Source organism: Marinirhabdus gelatinilytica (assembly GCF_003353425.1).
Lineage (GTDB): Bacteria > Bacteroidota > Bacteroidia > Flavobacteriales > Flavobacteriaceae > Marinirhabdus > Marinirhabdus gelatinilytica.
On record NZ_QRAO01000001.1, the window covers coordinates 1,225,281 to 1,244,046 of the forward strand.

An 18,766-nucleotide genomic window follows, 5' to 3' on the forward strand; every position below is an offset into this window, starting at 1 on the left:
TTAAGATTAATTAGTCTATAAATCCAGCAGGGTTGTTGTCCCAAAAAGTTCTATCAGAAGGATTTGTTTGATTGATATTAGGGTTGTTATCAACCTCAGTAATAGGATATCTCCAAGTTCTAGGGAACAATCCAGACTCAACAATAGGCTCTTGAAGATCAGGTGCACCTGTTCTTCTGTAGTTGTTGTAAGGCTCAATACCATTACCCCAAGATGCAAGGAAAAATTCTCTAGCGATGATAGCTACCTTGCCGTCATTGTTGGCTCCATTGAACTCAGTGATTACTCTAGCTACATAATCATTGATTTCAGCATTTGTCATAGCATAGTCTTCACCTGTATCGGGATCTACAGTATCTAAGCCATCTGCATAAGCTCTCACTTTTTCCATACTTAATCTAATTCCTTGCTCTAATAAAGATGCTGGAGATCCACCACCGGTTCCTAAAGTTACACCAGCTTCAGCTAATGCAAAGTGTGTAAAAGAAGACAGGTATATTGGAGTTACACCTTCACCACCACGAGTATTGGTGATATCTCTAGATCTTATGAATGCATTGTTATCGAAAGCACCACCAAATGGGTATAATCCACGTGCAGTTTTTCTTGCCCCATCGTTAGGAAGACCTTCTCCGTCTCCATGATCTCTACCCCAGTAAAAGTTACCTACGTAGCAATAGTCGTATAAGTTATCACCTTCGCAAGGTAGGTTAGAACCACTTGGGTCTTCATCTACTTGTCTGTATAGGTAGTAACGTAATCTTGGGTCTGGAATACCGGTTTCAATAAAGATTCCTTCAGCATCACCTGCGTTCAGGAAATCATAATAATTGTTGCTTCTGTAAGAGTCTACTGTGTTAGAGTAGTCTGAAGCAAAAACTGGGTTAGGTTGATTTGAATTGTATACAAATTCGAAATCTTCGTCAACAGTATCGATGATATTACTTCCCAAAACACCGTTTATACCTGCTGCAGCTCCAGAAGGGTCTACCAATCTTTGGTTCAAGTACGCTCTAATTTTAAGTGTATTTGCTAAAGCAATCCAATTGTCTTCACTAAAAACTCCATCAAAATATAGATCTGAAGGAGATGCGGTAGGGTCTTGATTCAATAAAGCAATAGCTTCGTCAAGTAATTCCAATTGTGCCGCATAAACTACTCCTCCGTCATCTGCCACAGGATTAGGGAATTCCTCAGGTTGTACTGCTTGAGAAAAAGGTACTTCACCAAAGTGGTCTACCAATAGAAAATAAGAATAAGCTTCTAATACTTTTGCAACACCCAAGTGGTGTGGCAAATCTAGCTCATTTGTAGCGATAACAGTTTCTAGAAAATCAATATTGGCAAATAAACGATAGGATGCATTCCACTCACCAGAACCAGTAGTGTTACCTACATTACTGTTATACGTCTGGAACATATTTTGCATTCTTGTGATTACTTGGTTAGTACCGCTATAACCCCTAATAATACCGTTGAAGTCTAGAAGGACTTGGTTTAGTACAAAATCTGGATCTGCAGACTCTACGTTAATCGAGTTAGGGTTTTCTAGCAGCTCTAGTTCTGTAGTCTCACAGCTTACCATAAAGGCACAAGCTGAAAGAAATAAAGATATTTTCAAAAAATTTTTCATTGTATATATTGTTTTAATTAAAAGTCATAGATAGAACAGCTATACTAGCAAATTACTACCTATGACTTACAATTTTTTTTAGAATGTTGCTTTAATTGTAAATGCGTAACGCTTTGTAGTTGGTCCAGTTTGGAAGTCAAGTCCTTGACCATTACCTACACCAGTACTTAAAGCTTCTGGATCTATGTTAAATGCATCTGGAATGTTGAAGGCTTTGAACCATAGATTCTGTCCAGCAAGAGAAAGGCTAACATTTCCAAAAGGAGTACGCTCCAATAATTTCTTATCTAACGAATAGGTCAAAGAAACCTCTCTTAATCTTAAGTGGGAAGCATCGTAAATACCTTGTCCAGTTGGATCAACTAGGTTGATAAAATACACATCGTTAGCTCCTATTTGGATTGTGTTTTCAATAAAATCACCATTCCCATCAGTTAAAGGCTCTCCAGTTCCTGGATTAGCCAAGATACCTGGGATTATAAAACTTCCCTCTCTGTTGTCAACATTTACAGTAGTTACACCTCTACGGTAGTACTGGTTCGCAGTTTGTGAGTAAATATCTCCACCGTGTTGGTACTCTACTTGAGCAGATAGGGTTAATCCTTTGTATGTGAAACTGTTTATTACTGTACTGTTCCAATCTGGGTTAGGATCACCTACTGTTTCAATGTCAAGACCTAAATCGTCACTATTGATAATTTTACCGTCGTTTGGATTAATTAAAAGCCTTCCTTCTACACCAAGACCCAGTGGGTTCTCTTCAGTTGCGTTAGTAGGGTCAATTCTTGTAGCGTAACTACCTTTTATAACACCTAACGCTTCACCTTCTGATGCATAGTTACCTAATCCAGTAAAACCGGCAAAGGCAAATGGCTCAATACCTCCTAAGTCAGTCACTTCATTCTCATAAGCGGTAAAGTTGGTACGTACACTCCAAGTGAAATTCTCATTTTGGATAGGAGAGAAGTTTACACCTAATTCCAATCCTTCAATTTGAGATTCTGCAATGTTATCGTTAATAAAGCTAAAACCTGTAGAAGTTGCTAACGGACGCAATACAATCTGGTCTGTAATAATTCTCTTATATACAGTTGCATCCACAGTTACTCTTCTCTTAAATAATTCTGCCTCAATACCAGCTTCAATTTCTTGTTGCAATTCTGGTTGTAAGTCTCTATTTGGTCTTATAGTAGGCAATGTGTTTGTAACAACAGCATTTCCTTGAGCATCAGTAAATGCCAATGGGTTTGAACTCAACGCCAAGCGTGTTCCATAAACTCCAGGGAAACGTGCAGAAGTACCAAAACTTCCTCTAAACTTTAACAGCCCAATTCCTTCAGAAGAACCAAATCCATCCAATGAAGTTGGAGTGAAAGAGAGTGATACTCCAGGGTAAAATAACGAACGATTTTCTGACTCTACTGTAGAGGCCCAATCATTACGTCCAGAGATTGTCAAGTATAAGAAATTGTCATAATCAAGAATCATTTCTCCAAAAGCACCCAAGATATTTCGCTCAGTTCTAAAGTCTAGGTTTCTACCACCAGTGATAGGGTCAGTATTTTGTGCAAATTCTGGAATACCATCTGGACGAGAGAAGTTGTTATGGTTTGCAAAATTGAAAACCACCTGTCCAATACTTACCAGACCGAATTGCTCATAGGTGTCACGTCTAGCATTAAAACCTATAGAAGAACTAAAGTTCAACTTGTCAGAAATGTCGATATTACTTAAAGAGAAGCTTAAGTTGTGGTCAAAGATAAAGTTGGTTCCTGAAGTTGTTCTTAAGTAACCTTCTCTATAAGCATCTACATATGCACCAAATGCTCCAGCTGGGTTAGTTGCATCATCATTTGCACCTCTTGACACTCTAAACTCTTGATTTTCTGTGTAGGTATCCAGTCCAAATCTATATGATAAGGAAGCTACATCAGATATTTGATAGTTTGTAGAAAACTGACCGTAAAAACGGTTTGTCTTTTGCTCTGTACCTGCATAGTTTAACAACCAGTAAGGGTTTGTTTGGTCACTTCTATAATATACAGAAGAGTTATCCAAAGGATTCTCGAAAGGAAGGTTCCCTAAATCTAAGTTTCTTGGTATGAACAATGTTCTTGTAAATACCGAGATAGAACCGAATGCGTTGTTTGCCGCAATAGGTGGCGTGTTGGTACGCAGGTTACTAAAGTTAGCAGTAGCATTAAAGCTAAACTTGTTAGATAATTGTGTAGAACCACCTAAACTTAAGTTGTAACGAGTTAATCCGTTGTTTCTAATGTAACCATCTTCAGTTGCATAACCAAAGTTAACGTTGAAACGAGAGTTTCCTCCGTCTCCTGGAGAACCAGCAACATTAACCGACATAGATTGTCCTAAACCAGTTCTAAAGAAATCAAATACATTGTCTTCAGCTGCTGTGTAAGGAATTTCCAGTCCATCAAATTGTGGGAATACATCTCCAAATTCATTAGAAAGAGGGTGGGCAATTGTTAAATTGTCGTCAAAACGTCCACCCCAGTTACCCACAAATCCTGGGTTTGGAGTATTGTCAGACCCTTGTCCGTATGTATTTTGGTAGTCTGCAAAGTTTGCGATCTCAACTGCATAAACAGAAGATGCAACAGATACTTCAAATTTCTTGTTAAGGTCCTTCTTGCTACCACTCTTAGTAGTAATCAATACAACCCCGTTTCTACCTTGCTGTCCGTATAGTACCGCAGCACTCAAACCTTTAAGAATTCTTACAGTCTCAATATTGTTTGGGTCAAGATCCAGGAAACGGCTATTGGTAATTGAGTTACCACCATCAAAACCAGTCTGTTGGTTTGTGCTCGCATCAAAAGGAACACCATCTACCACAAATAGGGGTTGGTTGTCACCGTTGATCGAACTCTTTGAACGAATAATGAAATTTGTACCAGAACCTGTGGCACCACCCGTAGCGGTAATCTGTACACCTGCCACCTTACCTGTCAAAGATCTAACAACATCGGCTTCGGGCTTGTTTTCAATTTCTTCAGCGTTTATCGTACTTACAGCATAACCAAGTGCTTTTTTCTCTCGCGCTATACCATAACCAGTTACAACAACCTCTTCCAGCGCTTGTGCATCTTCTTCCATTTGGAAGCTAATGTTACTAGTTGCGGCTGTAACAGGACGCTCGGTTGTTTTAAAACCAACGTAGCTGTATACAAGGGTTTGCCCAACAGAGGCCTGGATGGAGTAATTACCATCAAAATCTGATTGGGTACCATTAGTTGTGCCTTTTACGACAATGTTAACTCCTGGTAGTGGTAGACCCGTGTTATCGGTCACCGTACCGGAGATTGTTTTTTCTTGTGCGAACGTGAGTTGCACTACTAACGCTAGCAATAGCGTTAAAATTCCACTAAACTTTGTTCTCATTTTATAAATTATTTGAATTAGCCAATGCCAAAAATCACAATAAAAAGTTAATTACACAACTTTTTAAACTTAAATTTTGGTTTTTTTTTAAACTCATTGTTAAGCTATTGTTAGGATAACTTAAAATTGGGAAGTAATGTTAAGGTGTATTTTTGTGTTCGAAAATCTAAAGGTTTGATTTTCAGAAGTGCCATTTGCAACACTAAAGCGCATTACCCCAGCTTTGGTCTGTAGTCCAATGCCAAAACCAAAGCTGTAAAGCTTCTGTTTTAGATCGTTTGGTTCGTTTTCAAAGTATCCAAGATCAATAATACTATGTACATATAGTCCAGGGTTCAGGATATAGCGATATTCGGTGTTCAGTACAGAAAACAATGAGGCGTCTATACTGTTCTCGTTGAAACCGCGAATACTTGTAATGCCCCCAAAGCGGTAGAGCTCATTGGTGAAATACGTTTCACTGAACAATACGCTGGTGGTATTCTGTAAAAATATTGAATTGCTCCCCCCTAGGTTGAAAATGTGGTTGGCCAGTGCCGAGAGCCGTACCTGGTCTTCCTCTATGCCCTTGCTTTCGCGTTTTCCAAATTCAGAGTCGATACGCAATAGTGTCTTTCTTGGAAAAAGTTTGGATGCTTGGGGTATGATAACCTGTCCTCCCGCAACAAAAAATGAGGAATTGTAATCTTCTACCGAAACCCCAGCGACTGCCTCGTCCAGGAGATTGCTGCTCTCGTAACCCTTGTAGCCTATAAATGTAGAGGATATAGGGTTAATCTGGTAGGAGAGTTCGGCTTGTTGTTGTGTGGTGACGAAGGTGCTGTCCCGTTTAAAGATGTTAAGCTCCAGGCCAGCTCCAAAAGGAGATTTTAAGAGGTAGGGCATGGCCACCTTGGCCCTGAAGTTTTGTTGCTCATTCCCGTCTGCCTTGTAGTTTATGATGAGTTGCTCGCCAAAATTCAGGTTGTTGTTAAGCTCAAGGTTCAGGTATCCGTTCAGTTGGAGTTTCTGGGTTTCCTCGTCTGTCGCAAACCCCAATATCCCGTCAAAGAGGTTGTTGTTCTGTTTCTCTATATAGAAATAGGCAGTGGTGGTCTCTTTCCTGAACAGTACCTCGGGCGCCTTTAGTGTATTGGCAAATCCTAGGTTGTCTATCACTGTGTTTTGTTTCAGTAATTTTTCCCTGCTAAAAACCTTTCCGGTCCTGACCCCGGCATAGTATTTCAGAAAAGACCTAGGGAATTTCTCGTACCCGCTCACAACTATCGAGTCCAGTGTCCTGTAACTTTTGCCTTTTGTGTTCAATATAGCGGAAAGCTCATCGCCCTTTGTTTCAATTTCGGTCAATTTTAATCTTGCAAAGGTATTGCCACTTTCGGTCTGTAGGTTGTTTAGCTGTTGCAGGGATTGTTCGGCGGTTTCGAAATTTAGGATGAAATAATCGTCTGTCACATCTTGGGAGATTTGCCTCAATTGTTTTTTACTGAAACTTGAATCTGGATAGAATACTTTGATTTGCTTGTATTTTGGCCCTAAAAAATAGGTTGCCGTGTACACTGAGTCATTACTTTTAAAAAGTGATTCCTTCCTAGAATCTATGTGCCCCATTCTCTGTAGCGTGAAGACCAAAGAGTCTGCCTCGTTCTTGAGGCCTAGATAATCCTTGAATATTGGATTGGGCAATAGACTGTCCTTGAGGGTTTCGGAAATAGGTTTTTCAGCCTTTATTTCCAACTGTAATTGTTGTCCAAAAGCTGAGACCATCCCTAGGGTATATATATTAAGGTATAAAATTATGTTGAAAAGCTGCTTCAAAAAGTACTGGATTTGCGCTGTAAAGCTAACGTTTCGTAACCGTTTTTTGTATATGTATGTTAAGTTTTGCAATTCGTTATAAAAATAAAGCAGTTGGTGTTTGATTAATTAAATAATAATTCTACCTTTGCACGCCCTAATAGTGGGGAACCCAAAAATTAATTTTAAGTATAATAGGATTTTATGCCAACTATTTCACAATTAGTACGAAAAGGAAGAGCCAAAATAACCAAGAAGAGTAAATCGGCTGCCTTGGATTCGTGCCCGCAACGCCGCGGTGTGTGTACGCGTGTATATACTACTACTCCTAAGAAGCCAAACTCTGCAATGCGTAAAGTAGCGCGTGTACGTTTGACGAATGGGAAAGAAGTAAACGCATACATCGGAGGTGAGGGACACAACCTACAGGAGCACTCGATAGTATTGGTTAGAGGCGGAAGGGTAAAGGATTTGCCGGGAGTTAGATACCACATCGTTCGTGGAGCCTTGGACACCGCTGGTGTTGCAGGTAGAACACAACGTAGGTCTAAATACGGTGCAAAACGCCCTAAGAAGTAATTTTAAACAGTTTTAAAACGAAGAAATGAGAAAAAGAGCAGCCAAGAAAAGACCGCTTTTACCAGATCCACGGTTTAACGACCAGTTGGTGACCCGTTTTGTGAACAACATGATGTGGGACGGGAAAAAGTCAGTGGCTTTTAAAGTATTTTACGATGCGATAGATATCGTAGAAGAAAAGAAAACAGACGAAGAAAAAACAGGCCTGGAGCTTTGGAAAGATGCACTTTCCAATGTGATGCCTCACGTAGAAGTACGTAGCCGCCGAGTAGGTGGGGCTACCTTCCAAATTCCAATGCAAATTCGTGCAGACCGAAAGATATCTACCGCTATGAAGTGGTTGATCGGGTATGCAAGAAAGCGTAACGAAAAATCAATGGCCCAAAAATTGGCTGCAGAGATTTTAGCTGCTGCCAAGGAAGAGGGTGCTGCCGTTAAGAAACGTGTGGACACTCACAAAATGGCCGAAGCAAATAAAGCATTCTCACATTTCAGATTCTAAAAAATGGCACAAAGAGATTTAAAATTTACAAGAAATATAGGTATTGCCGCGCATATTGATGCTGGTAAAACCACAACTACAGAGCGTATCTTGTACTATACGGGAGTGAGCCATAAGATTGGTGAAGTTCACGATGGTGCAGCTACTATGGACTGGATGGAGCAAGAGCAGGAAAGAGGTATTACCATTACTTCTGCTGCAACTACTTGTACCTGGAAGTTCCCAATGGAGAATGCGCAACCTACGCCCGACACTAAAGATTACCAGTTTAACATCATCGATACCCCAGGTCACGTAGACTTTACGGTGGAGGTAAACCGTTCCTTACGTGTATTGGACGGGTTGGTATTCCTGTTTAGTGCAGTAGATGGTGTAGAGCCACAATCTGAAACAAACTGGAGACTTGCAGATAACTATAAGGTACCACGAATTGGTTTCGTGAACAAGATGGACCGTCAAGGATCTAACTTTATGGCTGTTTGCCAGCAGGTGAAAGATATGTTGAAGTCTAACGCAGTGCCAATTGTATTGAACATTGGTGATGAGGCAGACTTTAAAGGTATAGTAGACCTTGTTAAGAATAGAGCTATTGTATGGCACGACGAAACACAAGGGGCTACTTTTGATGTTATCGATATTCCTGAAGAATTAAAAGAGGAAGCACGTAAGTATAGGGGACTTCTAATTGAGGAAGTTGCTACGTACGATGAAGAGCTTCTGGAAAAATATATGGAAGATGAAAATTCTATTACAGAAGAAGAAGTGCACGCTGCGCTTCGTGCTGCTGTAATGGATATGGCCATCATCCCAATGATTTGTGGGTCTGCATTTAAGAACAAAGGAGTTCAGTTCCTTTTAGATGCAGTTTGCCGTTACCTGCCATCACCTGTAGATCGTGATGCCATTGTAGGTACAAATCCAGATACAGGAGAAGAAGAAAAGCGTAAGCCACACGTAGATGAGCCTTTCGCTGCATTGGCTTTTAAGATTGCTACCGATCCTTTTGTAGGTCGTTTGGCATTCTTCCGCACGTATTCAGGACGTTTGGACGCAGGTTCTTACATCTTGAACAATCGTTCTGGTAAGAAAGAACGAATCTCGCGTATCTACCAGATGCACTCCAACAAGCAAAATGCAATCGATTTTATCGAAGCAGGAGATATTGGAGCAGCAGTTGGATTTAAAGATATCAAGACGGGAGATACCATGTCTGATGAAAAAAACCCAATTGTTTTGGAATCTATGGACTTCCCAGATCCGGTAATCGGTATCGCGGTAGAGCCAAAGACCAAAGCAGACGTAGATAAATTAGGTATGGCACTTGGTAAATTGGCCGAAGAGGATCCAACGTTCCAGGTTCGTACCGATGAGGCTTCTGGACAAACCATCATCTCAGGAATGGGAGAGCTTCACTTAGATATTATTGTAGATCGTTTGAAGCGTGAGTTCAAGGTTGAAGTAAACCAAGGGCAACCACAAGTAGAGTACAAGGAAGCGGTTACCCGTCGTGCAGAGCACAGAGAGGTGTACAAGAAGCAGTCTGGTGGTCGTGGTAAATTCGCGGATATCGTATTTACACTGGAGCCAGCCGAAGAAGGAGCCGAAGGATTGGAATTCGTTTCTGAAATCAAGGGTGGTAACGTTCCTAAGGAATTTATTCCATCTGTTGAAAAAGGATTCAAAATGGCAATGCAGAATGGACCACTTGCAGGTTATGAGGTAGATTCTATGAAGGTGACGTTGACTGACGGTTCTTACCACGATGTGGATTCGGACCAATTGTCTTTTGAGTTGGCTGCAAAACTAGGATTTAAAGCTGCTGCAAAAGCTGCAAAAGCTGTGATCATGGAGCCTATAATGAAACTTGAAGTATTGACCCCAGAAGAGAATATGGGTGATATCGTAGGAGACCTTAACCGTCGCCGTGGACAAGTGAGCGATATGAGCGATAGAGCTGGTGCAAAAGCTGTAAAAGCTACCGTACCGCTTTCTGAAATGTTCGGTTACGTAACCACATTGAGAACATTATCATCAGGTCGTGCAACATCAACAATGGAATTTTCACACTATGCAGAAACTCCTTCTAATATTTCCGAAGAAGTAATCGCTGCAGCAAGAGGAACCGCTAACGCATAATTTTTCAGCAATGAGTCAAAAAATAAGAATTAAATTAAAATCTTACGATCATAATTTAGTGGACAAATCTGCTGAAAAAATCGTAAAGACCGTAAAAAGTACCGGTGCAGCAGTAACAGGACCCATCCCGTTGCCAACGCACAAGAAAATCTTTACCGTACTACGTTCGCCTCACGTGAACAAGAAGAGTAGAGAGCAGTTCCAGTTAAGCTCTTACAAGAGATTGTTGGATATATACAGCTCTTCTTCTAAAACTATTGACGCTCTAATGAAATTAGAGTTGCCAAGTGGGGTTGAAGTAGAGATAAAGGTGTAATTTCTATTCCCACACAGGTGGGAATCTCAACGGGGAGATACCTGCCTTCGCAGGTATGTACATGTCCTGAGCTTGTAGGCAAAGGAAAAACGGAAACAAAATAACATTCGGGGTCGAATTTATTTTGGCCCCGTTTAATTTGAAATAATAAATTTAAAGGAATGCTGCGGGAGCAACATTCAATAGTAATAATCAATAAATAGATAAATATGTCTGGGTTAATTGGAAGAAAGATAGGGATGACCAGCATCTTCGACGAGAACGGAAAGAACATTCCGTGTACCGTTATAGAAGCAGGACCCTGTGTTGTTACCCAAGTCAGAACCAATGAGGTTGACGGGTATGAAGCTCTTCAACTTGGTTTCGATGACAAGAAGACTGCAACAAAAGCTGCCGAAGGTCACTTCAAAAAGGCAGGTACGGTTGCAAAACGCAAAGTCGCCGAGTTCCAAGGATTTGAAGAGGAGTATAAATTAGGTGATACCATCACTGTAGAGCACTTTGCCGAAGGTGAGTTCGTGGATGTTTCCGGAACTAGTAAGGGTAAAGGATTCCAAGGTGTGGTTAAGCGTCACGGTTTTGGCGGTGTGGGACAAGCTACCCACGGGCAGCACAACCGTTTAAGAGCACCAGGTTCCATAGGTGCAGCATCGTATCCTGCGAGAGTATTCAAGGGAATGCGTATGGCTGGCCAGATGGGGAACGAGAAGGTGAAAGTTCAAAATTTAAGAGTTTTAAAAGTAGTTTCAGATAAGAACCTACTTGTGGTGAAAGGCTGTGTGCCAGGCCACAAAAACGCTTATGTAATGATTCAGAAATAATGAAGGTAGCAGTAGTAGATAGCAACGGAAAAGACACAGGTAGAAAGGTAGAGCTTTCTAAGGATGTGTTCGGTATTGAACCAAACAACCACGCAATGTACCTAGACGTAAAGCAGTACTTGGCTAACCAACGCCAGGGAACGCATAAGGCTAAGGAGCGTGCAGAGATCACCGGTTCAACGAGAAAGATCAAGAAGCAAAAAGGAACAGGTACTGCCCGTGCGGGTAGCATCAAGTCCGGGTTGTTCAAAGGCGGTGGGCGTATGTTCGGGCCTAGACCAAGAAACTATTCGTTTAAATTGAACAAGAACTTGAAGCGCTTGGCTCGTAAATCTGCCCTTACAGTAAAGGCAAATGACAAGGCAATCGTTGTGGTAGAGGATCTAAAATTTGATGCTCCAAAAACCAAAGATTTCACTTCAGTTTTGAAAAACCTAGGATTGGAAAACAAAAAATCTTTGTTTGTGTTGGGAGAGCCAAATAATAATGTATATTTGTCGTCTCGCAATTTGAAAGGTACTGAAGTTGTAAACAGCTCAGAATTAAGTACTTACAAAATTATGAATGCAAACAGTGTAGTGTTGTTTGAAGGTTCTTTGGAAGAAATTAATACGAATTTAAGTAAATAGAGACAAGATGAATATCTTAATAAAACCTATAATTACGGAAAAAGCCACTGCCGATGCGGAACTGAATAACCGATATGGTTTTGTGGTAAACCCTAAGGCGAATAAGGTAGAAATCAAGAAAGCGGTCGAGGCTGCTTACGGAGTTTCTGTTGAAAAAGTTCGCACAATGAATGTCCGCCCAGACCGTCGTACTCGTTATACGAAAACGGGGGTCCAAACTGGTAAAACAAATGCCCTTAAAAAGGCAATTGTACAGGTGGCGGAAGGTGATACAATAGATTTTTACAATAATTTGTAGGCCCAGCTTGCAATAAATTAGACAAAAGATGTCAGTAAGAAAATTAAAACCTATCACCCCAGGACAGCGTTTTAGAGTTGTAAATGGTTACGATGCCATAACAACTGATAAGCCGGAGAAAAGTTTGTTAGCTCCGAAAAAACGTTCTGGTGGTAGAAACAATCGAGGAAAAATGACCATGCGCTATATTGGTGGAGGTCATAAGAAACGTTATAGAATTATCGATTTTAAGCGCGATAAGCATGGTATTCCTGCTACCGTAGCTTCAATCGAATACGATCCAAACCGTACGGCTTTCATCGCCTTGGTGAATTACCAGGATGGAGAAAAACGATACGTAATTGCCCAAAATGGACTTCAGGTTGGGCAAAATATAGTTTCCGGAGAGCAAACTGCTCCAGAGATCGGGAACGCAATGACCTTAGCAAACATCCCTTTAGGTACTATTATCTCTTGTATAGAATTACGTCCAGGCCAAGGTGCCGTTATGGCGCGTAGTGCTGGTGCATTTGCACAGCTTATGGCGCGTGAAGGAAAATATGCTACTGTAAAATTGCCTTCAGGTGAAACTAGGATGATATTGACTGCTTGTATGGCTACCATTGGTGCTGTAAGTAATAGCGACCACCAATTGTTGGTGGGCGGTAAAGCAGGTAGATCAAGATGGTTAGGACGTCGTCCAAGAACAAGACCAGTTGTGATGAACCCGGTAGATCACCCAATGGGTGGTGGTGAAGGTAAATCTTCAGGAGGACACCCACGTTCAAGAAACGGAGTACCATCTAAAGGTTACAAGACCCGTTCTAGAACTAAGGCAAGTAATAAGTATATAATCGAACGTAGAAAGAAATAAGCTATGGCAAGATCGTTAAAAAAAGGACCGTACGTTCACTACAAGTTAGATAGAAAAGTACAGCAAAATGTGGAGAGCAATAAGAAGACCGTGATCAAGACTTGGTCTAGGGCTTCCATGATTACTCCAGATTTTGTAGGACAAACCATTGCAGTACACAACGGAAAACAATTTGTACCCGTTTATGTGACTGAGAACATGGTAGGACATAAATTAGGCGAATTTTCACCTACAAGATCATTCCGTGGTCACGCAGGTGCTAAAAACAAAGGAAAAAAATAATAGGCCATGGGAGTTCGTAAAAGAGAAAGAGCAGAAGCAATCAAGGAAGCGAAGAAAACACAGTACTTCGCCAAATTGAACAATTGCCCTACGTCACCAAGAAAAATGCGACTTGTTGCAGACTTGGTACGTGGAGAAAAAATAGATACAGCGCTTAATATTTTAAGATTCAGTAAAAAAGAAGCTTCGGGCCGTTTGGAAAAACTGCTATTGAGTGCCATTGCAAACTGGCAAGCAAAAAACGAAGACGCTTCTTTAGAAGACGCAGATCTTTTTGTTAAGGAAATCCGTGTAGATGGTGGAACTATGTTGAAGAGACTACGTCCAGCACCACAGGGTCGCGCACACAGAATTAGAAAACGTTCCAACCACGTAACACTGGTACTAGGAGCTAACGATAACACACAAAGCTAAATTTAAATGGGACAGAAGACAAATCCAATCGGGAACCGTTTAGGTATCATTAGAGGATGGGAATCCAACTGGTACGGAGGTAACGACTACGGCGACAAACTTGCCGAAGACGACAAGATTAGAAAATATATCCATGCTCGTTTAAGCAAGGCAAGTGTGTCACGAGTAATCATTGAGCGTACGCTTAAGCTTGTAACCGTTACTATTACTACCGCAAGACCTGGTATCATTATCGGGAAAGGTGGTCAGGAAGTAGACAAGCTAAAAGAAGAGCTTAAAAAGATTACCGGGAAAGAAGTACAAATCAACATTCATGAAATCAAGCGACCAGAACTAGATGCATTTTTAGTGGGGAGCAGTATTGCAAGACAGATTGAGAATAGAATCTCTTACCGTCGTGCAATCAAGATGGCAATCGCGGCTGCAATGCGTATGAATGCAGAGGGAATCAAGATCCAGATCTCTGGACGTTTAAACGGTGCCGAAATGGCGCGTAGTGAAGCGTACAAAGATGGTCGTATTCCGTTGAGTACATTTAGAGCCGATATTGATTATGCTTTAGTTGAAGCACACACTACTTATGGTAGGTTGGGTGTTAAAGTATGGATCATGAAAGGCGAAGTATATGGTAAAAGAGAGCTTTCTCCACTTGTAGGTTTAGACAAGAAAGGAAAAGGCGGTTCTGGTCGAGGTGGTAACAAATCACGTCGTAACAGAAAGTAATTTTTTAAAGAAGAGAAAAAATGTTACAACCCAAAAGAACAAAATACCGTAAACAACAAAAGGGCCGCATGAAAGGGAACGCTGGTAGAGGAAACCAGTTAGCCTATGGAACTTTTGGTATTAAATCTTTAGATTCAAATTTCCTGACAGCACGTCAAATAGAAGCTGCGCGTATCGCCGCTACCCGTTATATGAAAAGGGAAGGGTCTATCTGGATCATGATATTTCCAGACAAGCCTATCACCAAGAAACCTCTCGAGGTACGTATGGGTAAAGGTAAAGGTGCCGTAGAATATTGGGCAGCTGTTGTGAAACCAGGTAGAGTATTATTCGAGGTTTCTGGAGTACCGTTGGAAACTGCTAAGGAGGCACTTCGATTAGCCGCTCAAAAATTACCGGTGAAAACTAAGTTTATCATGTCTAGAGATTATCAAGCTTAATTTTACAAAGATGAAACAATCAGAAATAAAAGAAGCATCCACAGCAGATTTGCAAGAAGCATTAGCTGAAAACAGAGAAGCGTTTGCAAATCTTAAAATGGCTCACACCATTTCACCGTTGGACAATCCAATTCAGTTGAGAACTCACCGAAGAGCTATTGCAAGAATTGAGACAGAACTAACTAAAAGAGAAGTACAATAGTACGAAGCTGAAAGATGGAAGTAAAAAGAAACTTAAGAAAAGAGCGTATAGGTGTAGTAACCAGTAACAAAATGGAGAAGTCCATAGTTGTTGCCGAGGTGAAAAAAGTAAAACACCCTATGTATGGTAAATTCGTTTTAAAAACGAAAAAATACGTAGCACACGACGAGAAAAACGACTGCAACGAAGGCGATACCGTAAAGATCATGGAAACACGACCTATGAGTAAGACCAAATGTTGGAGACTAGTAGAAATAATTGAAAGAGCGAAGTAATTATGTTACAACAAGAATCAAGACTTAGAGTGGCGGATAACACAGGTGCCAAAGAGGTGCTTACCATCCGTGTATTGGGCGGGACCAAGAAGCGTTACGCATCAATTGGAGATAAAATTGTTGTTACTGTAAAAGAAGCAACGCCTAACGGAACCGTAAAAAAAGGAACAGTATCTACCGCAGTAGTGGTACGTACCGTGAAGGAAGTTAGAAGACCAGATGGATCGTACATCCGTTTCGACGACAATGCATGTGTATTGTTGAACCCACAAGGAGAGATGAGAGGTACCCGTGTATTTGGACCCGTTGCAAGAGAGCTTCGTGACAAACAATTTATGAAAATAGTATCATTGGCACCTGAGGTGCTTTAATAGATAACCGAAATGGGAAAGCTTAAAATAAAAACAGGAGATACCGTAGTAGTTACCACAGGAGAGCACAAAGGATCTGAAGGTAAAGTAATGCGCGTAGATGCTGTAAAAAACAGAGCAATAGTAGAAGGAGTAAATCTAGTAAAGAAGCATGAGAAGCCAAGTGCGGCAAGCCCTCAAGGCGGAATTACAGAAAAAGAAGCTCCAATTCATATTTCTAACCTAGCGTTGATAGATCCAAAATCTGGTGAAGCAACACGTATAGGATATAGAATGGAAGATGGTAAAAAAGTACGATTTTCTAAAAAATCGAATCAAGTATTATAGTTATGGCATATACACCAAGACTTAAGGAAGAATACAAGAGCAGAGTAATGAATGCTCTTACGGACGAATTTGGTTACAACAATGTAATGCAGGTTCCTAAACTAAAGTACATTGTTTTGTCTCGTGGTATTGGAGCCGCAGTGGCAGACAAGAAGCTTATCGACAATTCGGTAGAAGAACTGTCGACTATCGCTGGCCAACGTGCAATTGCAACTATCTCCAAAAAGGATGTTGCAACTTTTAAGCTACGTAAGGGTATGCCAATTGGTGCCAAAGTAACCCTGCGCGGAGAGCGTATGTACGAGTTTATGGATAGACTCATAACAAGTGCATTGCCAAACGTGAGAGACTTTAACGGTATCAGTGCAACTGGTTTTGACGGTAGAGGAAACTACAGCTTGGGAATTACCGAGCAGATTATCTTCCCAGAGATCAACATCGACAAGATAAAGAAGATCGAAGGAATGAACGTTACCTTCGTGACCTCTGCTGAGACCGATAAAGAAGCAAAAGCATTATTAACCGAACTAGGATTACCTTTTAAAAAGAACTAAGAGATGGCTAAAGAATCAATGAAAGCGCGTGAGCGCAAAAGAGCGAAGATGGTAGCGAAGTATGCTGAAAAGCGTAAGGCTTTGAAAGAAGCTGGTGACTACGAAGGATTACAAAAGTTGCCAAAAAATGCTTCTCCAGTTCGTCAACACAACCGTTGTAAGTTAACGGGACGTCCAAAAGGATATATGAGAGTTTTCGGTATTTCACGTGTAATGTTCCGTGAAATGGCAAACCAAGGATTAATCCCAGGAGTGCGTAAGGCCTCTTGGTAATTTTATAAACTGGTTGAAGGTTTTATGCTGAAATGATTTCAGCATAAAAAACCACTTCCGCAACAAACAACTAATGACAACAGATCCAATCGCAGATTATCTAACGAGAGTTAGAAATGCAGTGAAAGCAGGACACCGCGTAGTAGAGGTGCCAGCTTCAAATCTCAAGAAAGAGATCACAAAAATTTTGTTTGACCAAGGTTTTGTGTTGAGCTACAAATTTGAAGACGACAATGGCCCACAGGGTACCATAAAAATCGCCTTGAAATATGACAAGCTTACCAAAGACCCTGTCATTAAAAGATTACAAAGAATAAGTACACCCGGTTTACGTAAGTATGCAGGTGCTTCAGAAATGCCACGTATCCTCAATGGATTGGGTATTGCTATCGTGTCAACTTCAGCAGGAGTGATGACAGGAAAGCAAGCTGCCAACCAGAATGTAGGTGGTGAAGTATTGTGTTACGTTTACTAATAATTGAAAAGACAAGAAAGAAATGTCAAGAATAGGTAAAAACCCGGTAGCGATTCCAGAAGGCGTAACAGTAGATGTTAAGGACACCACTGTTACCGTAAAAGGGAAATTAGGCGAGTTAACTCAGGAAATAGCTGATGTTAGCGTAAAAATTGAAGATGGAAATGTAGTTTTGGAGCGTCCTAGCGATGCGAAGGATCACAGAGCAAAGCACGGTCTGTACCGCGCACTAATTAACAACATGATCGAAGGTGTGTCTAACGGATGGACCAAGAAACTAGAGTTGGTTGGGGTAGGTTACAGAGCAAGCAACCAAGGCCAGAAATTAGATTTGGCAATTGGTTTTTCTCACAACATTGTTATGGACATCGCTCCAGAAGTAAAAGTTGAGACCGTAAGCGAAAAAGGGAAAAACCCAATCGTAATATTAACATCATACGACAAACAACTGGTAGGACAAGTAGCGGCAAAAATACGTGCTTTCCGTAAGCCAGAACCTTATAAAGGAAAAGGTATCAAGTTTGTTGGAGAAATCATTAGAAGAAAAGCAGGTAAATCTGCATAAGAAATAACGTTATGGCATTATCAAAACAAGATAGAAGACAACGTTTGCGTTTCAGAATACGTAAAACGGTTTCCGGAACAGCACAGCGTCCACGTTTGGCTGTTTTCAGAAGTAATAAAGAGATCTATGCACAACTTATTGACGATGTAAATGGAAAAACCATTGCTGCTGCATCTTCAAGAGATAAAGACATAGATGCTTCAAAAGTAAACAAAGTTGAAGCTGCAAAATTAGTGGGTAAGGCAATTGCTGAAAAGGCAACCAAAGCCGGTGTTGAAACAATAAGTTTTGACAGAGGCGGATACCTTTACCACGGAAGAGTAAAATCATTAGCCGAAGGAGCACGCGAAGGCGGCCTTAAATTTTAAGAAATATGTATCAAGATTATAAAAACGTAGAAACAGTAAAACCAGGAGGTCTTGAATTAAAAGACCGTTTGGTGGGTGTACAACGTGTTACTAAGGTAACCAAAGGTGGTCGTGCTTTCGGATTTTCAGCTATTGTAGTTGTAGGGGACGAGAACGGTGTAGTAGGCCAAGGGCTAGGAAAATCTAAAGATGTTGCTAGTGCTATTGCCAAGGCTATTGAGGACGCTAAGAAAAACTTGGTTCGTATTCCTTTGAACAAAGCTTCTTTGCCCCATGAGCAAAAAGGTAAGTACGGTGGAGCGAGAGTGAACCTTTTACCGGCAGCGCCAGGTACCGGTCTTATCGCCGGTGGTGCGGTACGTGCGGTATTGGAGTCTGTAGGTGTTCATGATGTATTGTCCAAGTCTCAAGGGTCTTCAAACCCACACAACGTAGTAAAGGCAACTTTCGATGCTTTGTTACAATTGCGCAGTGCAGAGACAGTGGCAAAACAGCGTGGTATCACTTTGGAAAAATTATATAAAGGATAAA

General features: G+C 41.0%; 25 protein-coding genes. 22 read left to right on the top strand and 3 right to left on the bottom strand.

Annotated features, from left to right (window positions below):
• Window positions 1-10: 10 nt before the first annotated feature.
• The 3 genes from C8D94_RS05660 to C8D94_RS05670 form a co-directional block, all read right to left on the bottom strand.
• Window positions 11-1,633, bottom strand: a complete 1,623-nt coding sequence (locus C8D94_RS05660; protein ID WP_115122890.1) for a SusD/RagB family nutrient-binding outer membrane lipoprotein — start codon at window positions 1,631-1,633, stop codon at window positions 11-13.
• Between the two features lie 78 nt (window positions 1,634-1,711).
• Complete coding sequence (locus C8D94_RS05665) at window positions 1,712-5,038, bottom strand: SusC/RagA family TonB-linked outer membrane protein (protein ID WP_115122891.1); 3,327 nt, start codon at window positions 5,036-5,038, stop codon at window positions 1,712-1,714.
• A 120-nt stretch (window positions 5,039-5,158) separates the two neighbouring features.
• Window positions 5,159-6,853 (bottom strand): BamA/TamA family outer membrane protein, encoded by a 1,695-nt coding sequence (locus C8D94_RS05670; RefSeq protein WP_115122892.1) that lies wholly within the window; start codon window positions 6,851-6,853, stop codon window positions 5,159-5,161.
• A gap of 183 nt (window positions 6,854-7,036) precedes the next feature.
• On the opposite strand from C8D94_RS05670, the gene rpsL reads away from it, so the two are divergent.
• From rpsL to rpsE, 22 genes are all read left to right on the top strand, one after another.
• The gene (rpsL, locus tag C8D94_RS05675) at window positions 7,037-7,411 is read left to right on the top strand and encodes a 30S ribosomal protein S12 (protein WP_010181934.1); all 375 of its coding nucleotides are present in this window, start codon (window positions 7,037-7,039) and stop codon (window positions 7,409-7,411) included.
• Window positions 7,412-7,436: 25 nt separating this feature from the next.
• Window positions 7,437-7,913, top strand: coding sequence for a 30S ribosomal protein S7 (gene rpsG / locus C8D94_RS05680; RefSeq protein WP_115122893.1), 477 nt, complete (start codon window positions 7,437-7,439; stop codon window positions 7,911-7,913).
• Between the two features lie 3 nt (window positions 7,914-7,916).
• Window positions 7,917-10,049: an elongation factor G gene (gene fusA / locus C8D94_RS05685; RefSeq protein ID WP_115122894.1), complete on the top strand. Its 2,133-nt coding sequence runs from the start codon at window positions 7,917-7,919 to the stop codon at window positions 10,047-10,049.
• A 10-nt stretch (window positions 10,050-10,059) separates the two neighbouring features.
• Window positions 10,060-10,365, top strand: a complete 306-nt coding sequence (gene rpsJ, locus C8D94_RS05690) for a 30S ribosomal protein S10 (protein ID WP_115122895.1) — start codon at window positions 10,060-10,062, stop codon at window positions 10,363-10,365.
• Between the two features lie 209 nt (window positions 10,366-10,574).
• Window positions 10,575-11,186: a 50S ribosomal protein L3 gene (gene rplC / locus C8D94_RS05695; RefSeq protein WP_115122896.1), complete on the top strand. Its 612-nt coding sequence runs from the start codon at window positions 10,575-10,577 to the stop codon at window positions 11,184-11,186.
• Window positions 11,186-11,815, top strand: coding sequence for a 50S ribosomal protein L4 (gene rplD / locus C8D94_RS05700; protein WP_115122897.1), 630 nt, complete (start codon window positions 11,186-11,188; stop codon window positions 11,813-11,815). The genes rplC and rplD overlap by 1 nt, the downstream gene beginning before the upstream one ends.
• A gap of 7 nt (window positions 11,816-11,822) precedes the next feature.
• Window positions 11,823-12,113: a 50S ribosomal protein L23 gene (gene rplW / locus C8D94_RS05705; RefSeq protein ID WP_115122898.1), complete on the top strand. Its 291-nt coding sequence runs from the start codon at window positions 11,823-11,825 to the stop codon at window positions 12,111-12,113.
• Window positions 12,114-12,141: 28 nt separating this feature from the next.
• A complete protein-coding gene (rplB, locus tag C8D94_RS05710) occupies window positions 12,142-12,966 on the top strand; it encodes a 50S ribosomal protein L2 (RefSeq protein ID WP_115122899.1) in 825 nt (274 codons plus the stop codon).
• Between the two features lie 3 nt (window positions 12,967-12,969).
• Complete coding sequence (gene rpsS / locus C8D94_RS05715) at window positions 12,970-13,248, top strand: 30S ribosomal protein S19 (RefSeq protein WP_115122900.1); 279 nt, start codon at window positions 12,970-12,972, stop codon at window positions 13,246-13,248.
• A gap of 6 nt (window positions 13,249-13,254) precedes the next feature.
• Window positions 13,255-13,662, top strand: a complete 408-nt coding sequence (rplV, locus tag C8D94_RS05720; protein ID WP_115122901.1) for a 50S ribosomal protein L22 — start codon at window positions 13,255-13,257, stop codon at window positions 13,660-13,662.
• A gap of 6 nt (window positions 13,663-13,668) precedes the next feature.
• Entirely contained in the window at window positions 13,669-14,385 is a 717-nt protein-coding gene (gene rpsC, locus C8D94_RS05725) for a 30S ribosomal protein S3 (protein ID WP_115122902.1), read from the top strand.
• A gap of 20 nt (window positions 14,386-14,405) precedes the next feature.
• Window positions 14,406-14,825, top strand: a complete 420-nt coding sequence (gene rplP / locus C8D94_RS05730) for a 50S ribosomal protein L16 (RefSeq protein ID WP_115122903.1) — start codon at window positions 14,406-14,408, stop codon at window positions 14,823-14,825.
• Window positions 14,826-14,835: 10 nt separating this feature from the next.
• Window positions 14,836-15,027 carry a 50S ribosomal protein L29 gene (gene rpmC / locus C8D94_RS05735; protein WP_115122904.1) on the top strand — a complete coding sequence of 64 codons (192 nt, stop codon included), beginning with the start codon at window positions 14,836-14,838 and terminating at the stop codon, window positions 15,025-15,027.
• A gap of 14 nt (window positions 15,028-15,041) precedes the next feature.
• A complete protein-coding gene (gene rpsQ, locus C8D94_RS05740) occupies window positions 15,042-15,302 on the top strand; it encodes a 30S ribosomal protein S17 (protein ID WP_115122905.1) in 261 nt (86 codons plus the stop codon).
• Between the two features lie 2 nt (window positions 15,303-15,304).
• Complete coding sequence (rplN, locus tag C8D94_RS05745) at window positions 15,305-15,673, top strand: 50S ribosomal protein L14 (protein WP_115122906.1); 369 nt, start codon at window positions 15,305-15,307, stop codon at window positions 15,671-15,673.
• 12 nt (window positions 15,674-15,685) lie between these two features.
• On the top strand, window positions 15,686-16,000 hold the full coding sequence (rplX, locus tag C8D94_RS05750) for a 50S ribosomal protein L24 (RefSeq protein ID WP_115122907.1): 315 nt from the start codon (window positions 15,686-15,688) through the stop codon (window positions 15,998-16,000).
• 2 nt (window positions 16,001-16,002) lie between these two features.
• A complete protein-coding gene (gene rplE, locus C8D94_RS05755; protein WP_115122908.1) occupies window positions 16,003-16,554 on the top strand; it encodes a 50S ribosomal protein L5 in 552 nt (183 codons plus the stop codon).
• A 3-nt stretch (window positions 16,555-16,557) separates the two neighbouring features.
• Window positions 16,558-16,827, top strand: coding sequence for a 30S ribosomal protein S14 (gene rpsN, locus C8D94_RS05760; RefSeq protein WP_115122909.1), 270 nt, complete (start codon window positions 16,558-16,560; stop codon window positions 16,825-16,827).
• A 73-nt stretch (window positions 16,828-16,900) separates the two neighbouring features.
• Window positions 16,901-17,302, top strand: a complete 402-nt coding sequence (gene rpsH / locus C8D94_RS05765; protein ID WP_115122910.1) for a 30S ribosomal protein S8 — start codon at window positions 16,901-16,903, stop codon at window positions 17,300-17,302.
• 22 nt (window positions 17,303-17,324) lie between these two features.
• Entirely contained in the window at window positions 17,325-17,867 is a 543-nt protein-coding gene (rplF, locus tag C8D94_RS05770) for a 50S ribosomal protein L6 (protein WP_115122911.1), read from the top strand.
• A gap of 11 nt (window positions 17,868-17,878) precedes the next feature.
• Entirely contained in the window at window positions 17,879-18,235 is a 357-nt protein-coding gene (gene rplR / locus C8D94_RS05775; protein ID WP_115122912.1) for a 50S ribosomal protein L18, read from the top strand.
• Between the two features lie 5 nt (window positions 18,236-18,240).
• A complete protein-coding gene (gene rpsE / locus C8D94_RS05780) occupies window positions 18,241-18,765 on the top strand; it encodes a 30S ribosomal protein S5 (protein WP_115122913.1) in 525 nt (174 codons plus the stop codon).
• Window position 18,766: the final 1 nt, after the last annotated feature.

Bases quoted from the DNA above. Each gene is read 5' to 3' on its own strand.
- rplC (WP_115122896.1), top strand. From the start codon at position 10,575: ATGTCTGGGTTAATTGGAAGAAAGATAGGGATGACCAGCATCTTCGAC.
- C8D94_RS05660 (WP_115122890.1), bottom strand. From the start codon at position 1,633: ATGAAAAATTTTTTGAAAATATCTTTATTTCTTTCAGCTTGTGCCTTT.
- rpsE (WP_115122913.1), top strand. From the start codon at position 18,241: ATGTATCAAGATTATAAAAACGTAGAAACAGTAAAACCAGGAGGTCTT.
- rplE (WP_115122908.1), top strand. From the start codon at position 16,003: ATGGCATATACACCAAGACTTAAGGAAGAATACAAGAGCAGAGTAATG.
- fusA (WP_115122894.1), top strand. From the start codon at position 7,917: ATGGCACAAAGAGATTTAAAATTTACAAGAAATATAGGTATTGCCGCG.
- rplX (WP_115122907.1), top strand. From the start codon at position 15,686: ATGGGAAAGCTTAAAATAAAAACAGGAGATACCGTAGTAGTTACCACA.
- rpsJ (WP_115122895.1), top strand. From the start codon at position 10,060: ATGAGTCAAAAAATAAGAATTAAATTAAAATCTTACGATCATAATTTA.
- C8D94_RS05665 (WP_115122891.1), bottom strand. From the start codon at position 5,038: ATGAGAACAAAGTTTAGTGGAATTTTAACGCTATTGCTAGCGTTAGTA.
- rplF (WP_115122911.1), top strand. From the start codon at position 17,325: ATGTCAAGAATAGGTAAAAACCCGGTAGCGATTCCAGAAGGCGTAACA.
- rplD (WP_115122897.1), top strand. From the start codon at position 11,186: ATGAAGGTAGCAGTAGTAGATAGCAACGGAAAAGACACAGGTAGAAAG.
- rplP (WP_115122903.1), top strand. From the start codon at position 14,406: ATGTTACAACCCAAAAGAACAAAATACCGTAAACAACAAAAGGGCCGC.
- rpsS (WP_115122900.1), top strand. From the start codon at position 12,970: ATGGCAAGATCGTTAAAAAAAGGACCGTACGTTCACTACAAGTTAGAT.
- rpsN (WP_115122909.1), top strand. From the start codon at position 16,558: ATGGCTAAAGAATCAATGAAAGCGCGTGAGCGCAAAAGAGCGAAGATG.
- rplN (WP_115122906.1), top strand. From the start codon at position 15,305: ATGTTACAACAAGAATCAAGACTTAGAGTGGCGGATAACACAGGTGCC.
- rpmC (WP_115122904.1), top strand. From the start codon at position 14,836: ATGAAACAATCAGAAATAAAAGAAGCATCCACAGCAGATTTGCAAGAA.
- rpsL (WP_010181934.1), top strand. From the start codon at position 7,037: ATGCCAACTATTTCACAATTAGTACGAAAAGGAAGAGCCAAAATAACC.
- rplV (WP_115122901.1), top strand. From the start codon at position 13,255: ATGGGAGTTCGTAAAAGAGAAAGAGCAGAAGCAATCAAGGAAGCGAAG.
- rpsC (WP_115122902.1), top strand. From the start codon at position 13,669: ATGGGACAGAAGACAAATCCAATCGGGAACCGTTTAGGTATCATTAGA.
- rplB (WP_115122899.1), top strand. From the start codon at position 12,142: ATGTCAGTAAGAAAATTAAAACCTATCACCCCAGGACAGCGTTTTAGA.
- rplR (WP_115122912.1), top strand. From the start codon at position 17,879: ATGGCATTATCAAAACAAGATAGAAGACAACGTTTGCGTTTCAGAATA.
- rpsQ (WP_115122905.1), top strand. From the start codon at position 15,042: ATGGAAGTAAAAAGAAACTTAAGAAAAGAGCGTATAGGTGTAGTAACC.
- rpsH (WP_115122910.1), top strand. From the start codon at position 16,901: ATGACAACAGATCCAATCGCAGATTATCTAACGAGAGTTAGAAATGCA.
- rplW (WP_115122898.1), top strand. From the start codon at position 11,823: ATGAATATCTTAATAAAACCTATAATTACGGAAAAAGCCACTGCCGAT.
- rpsG (WP_115122893.1), top strand. From the start codon at position 7,437: ATGAGAAAAAGAGCAGCCAAGAAAAGACCGCTTTTACCAGATCCACGG.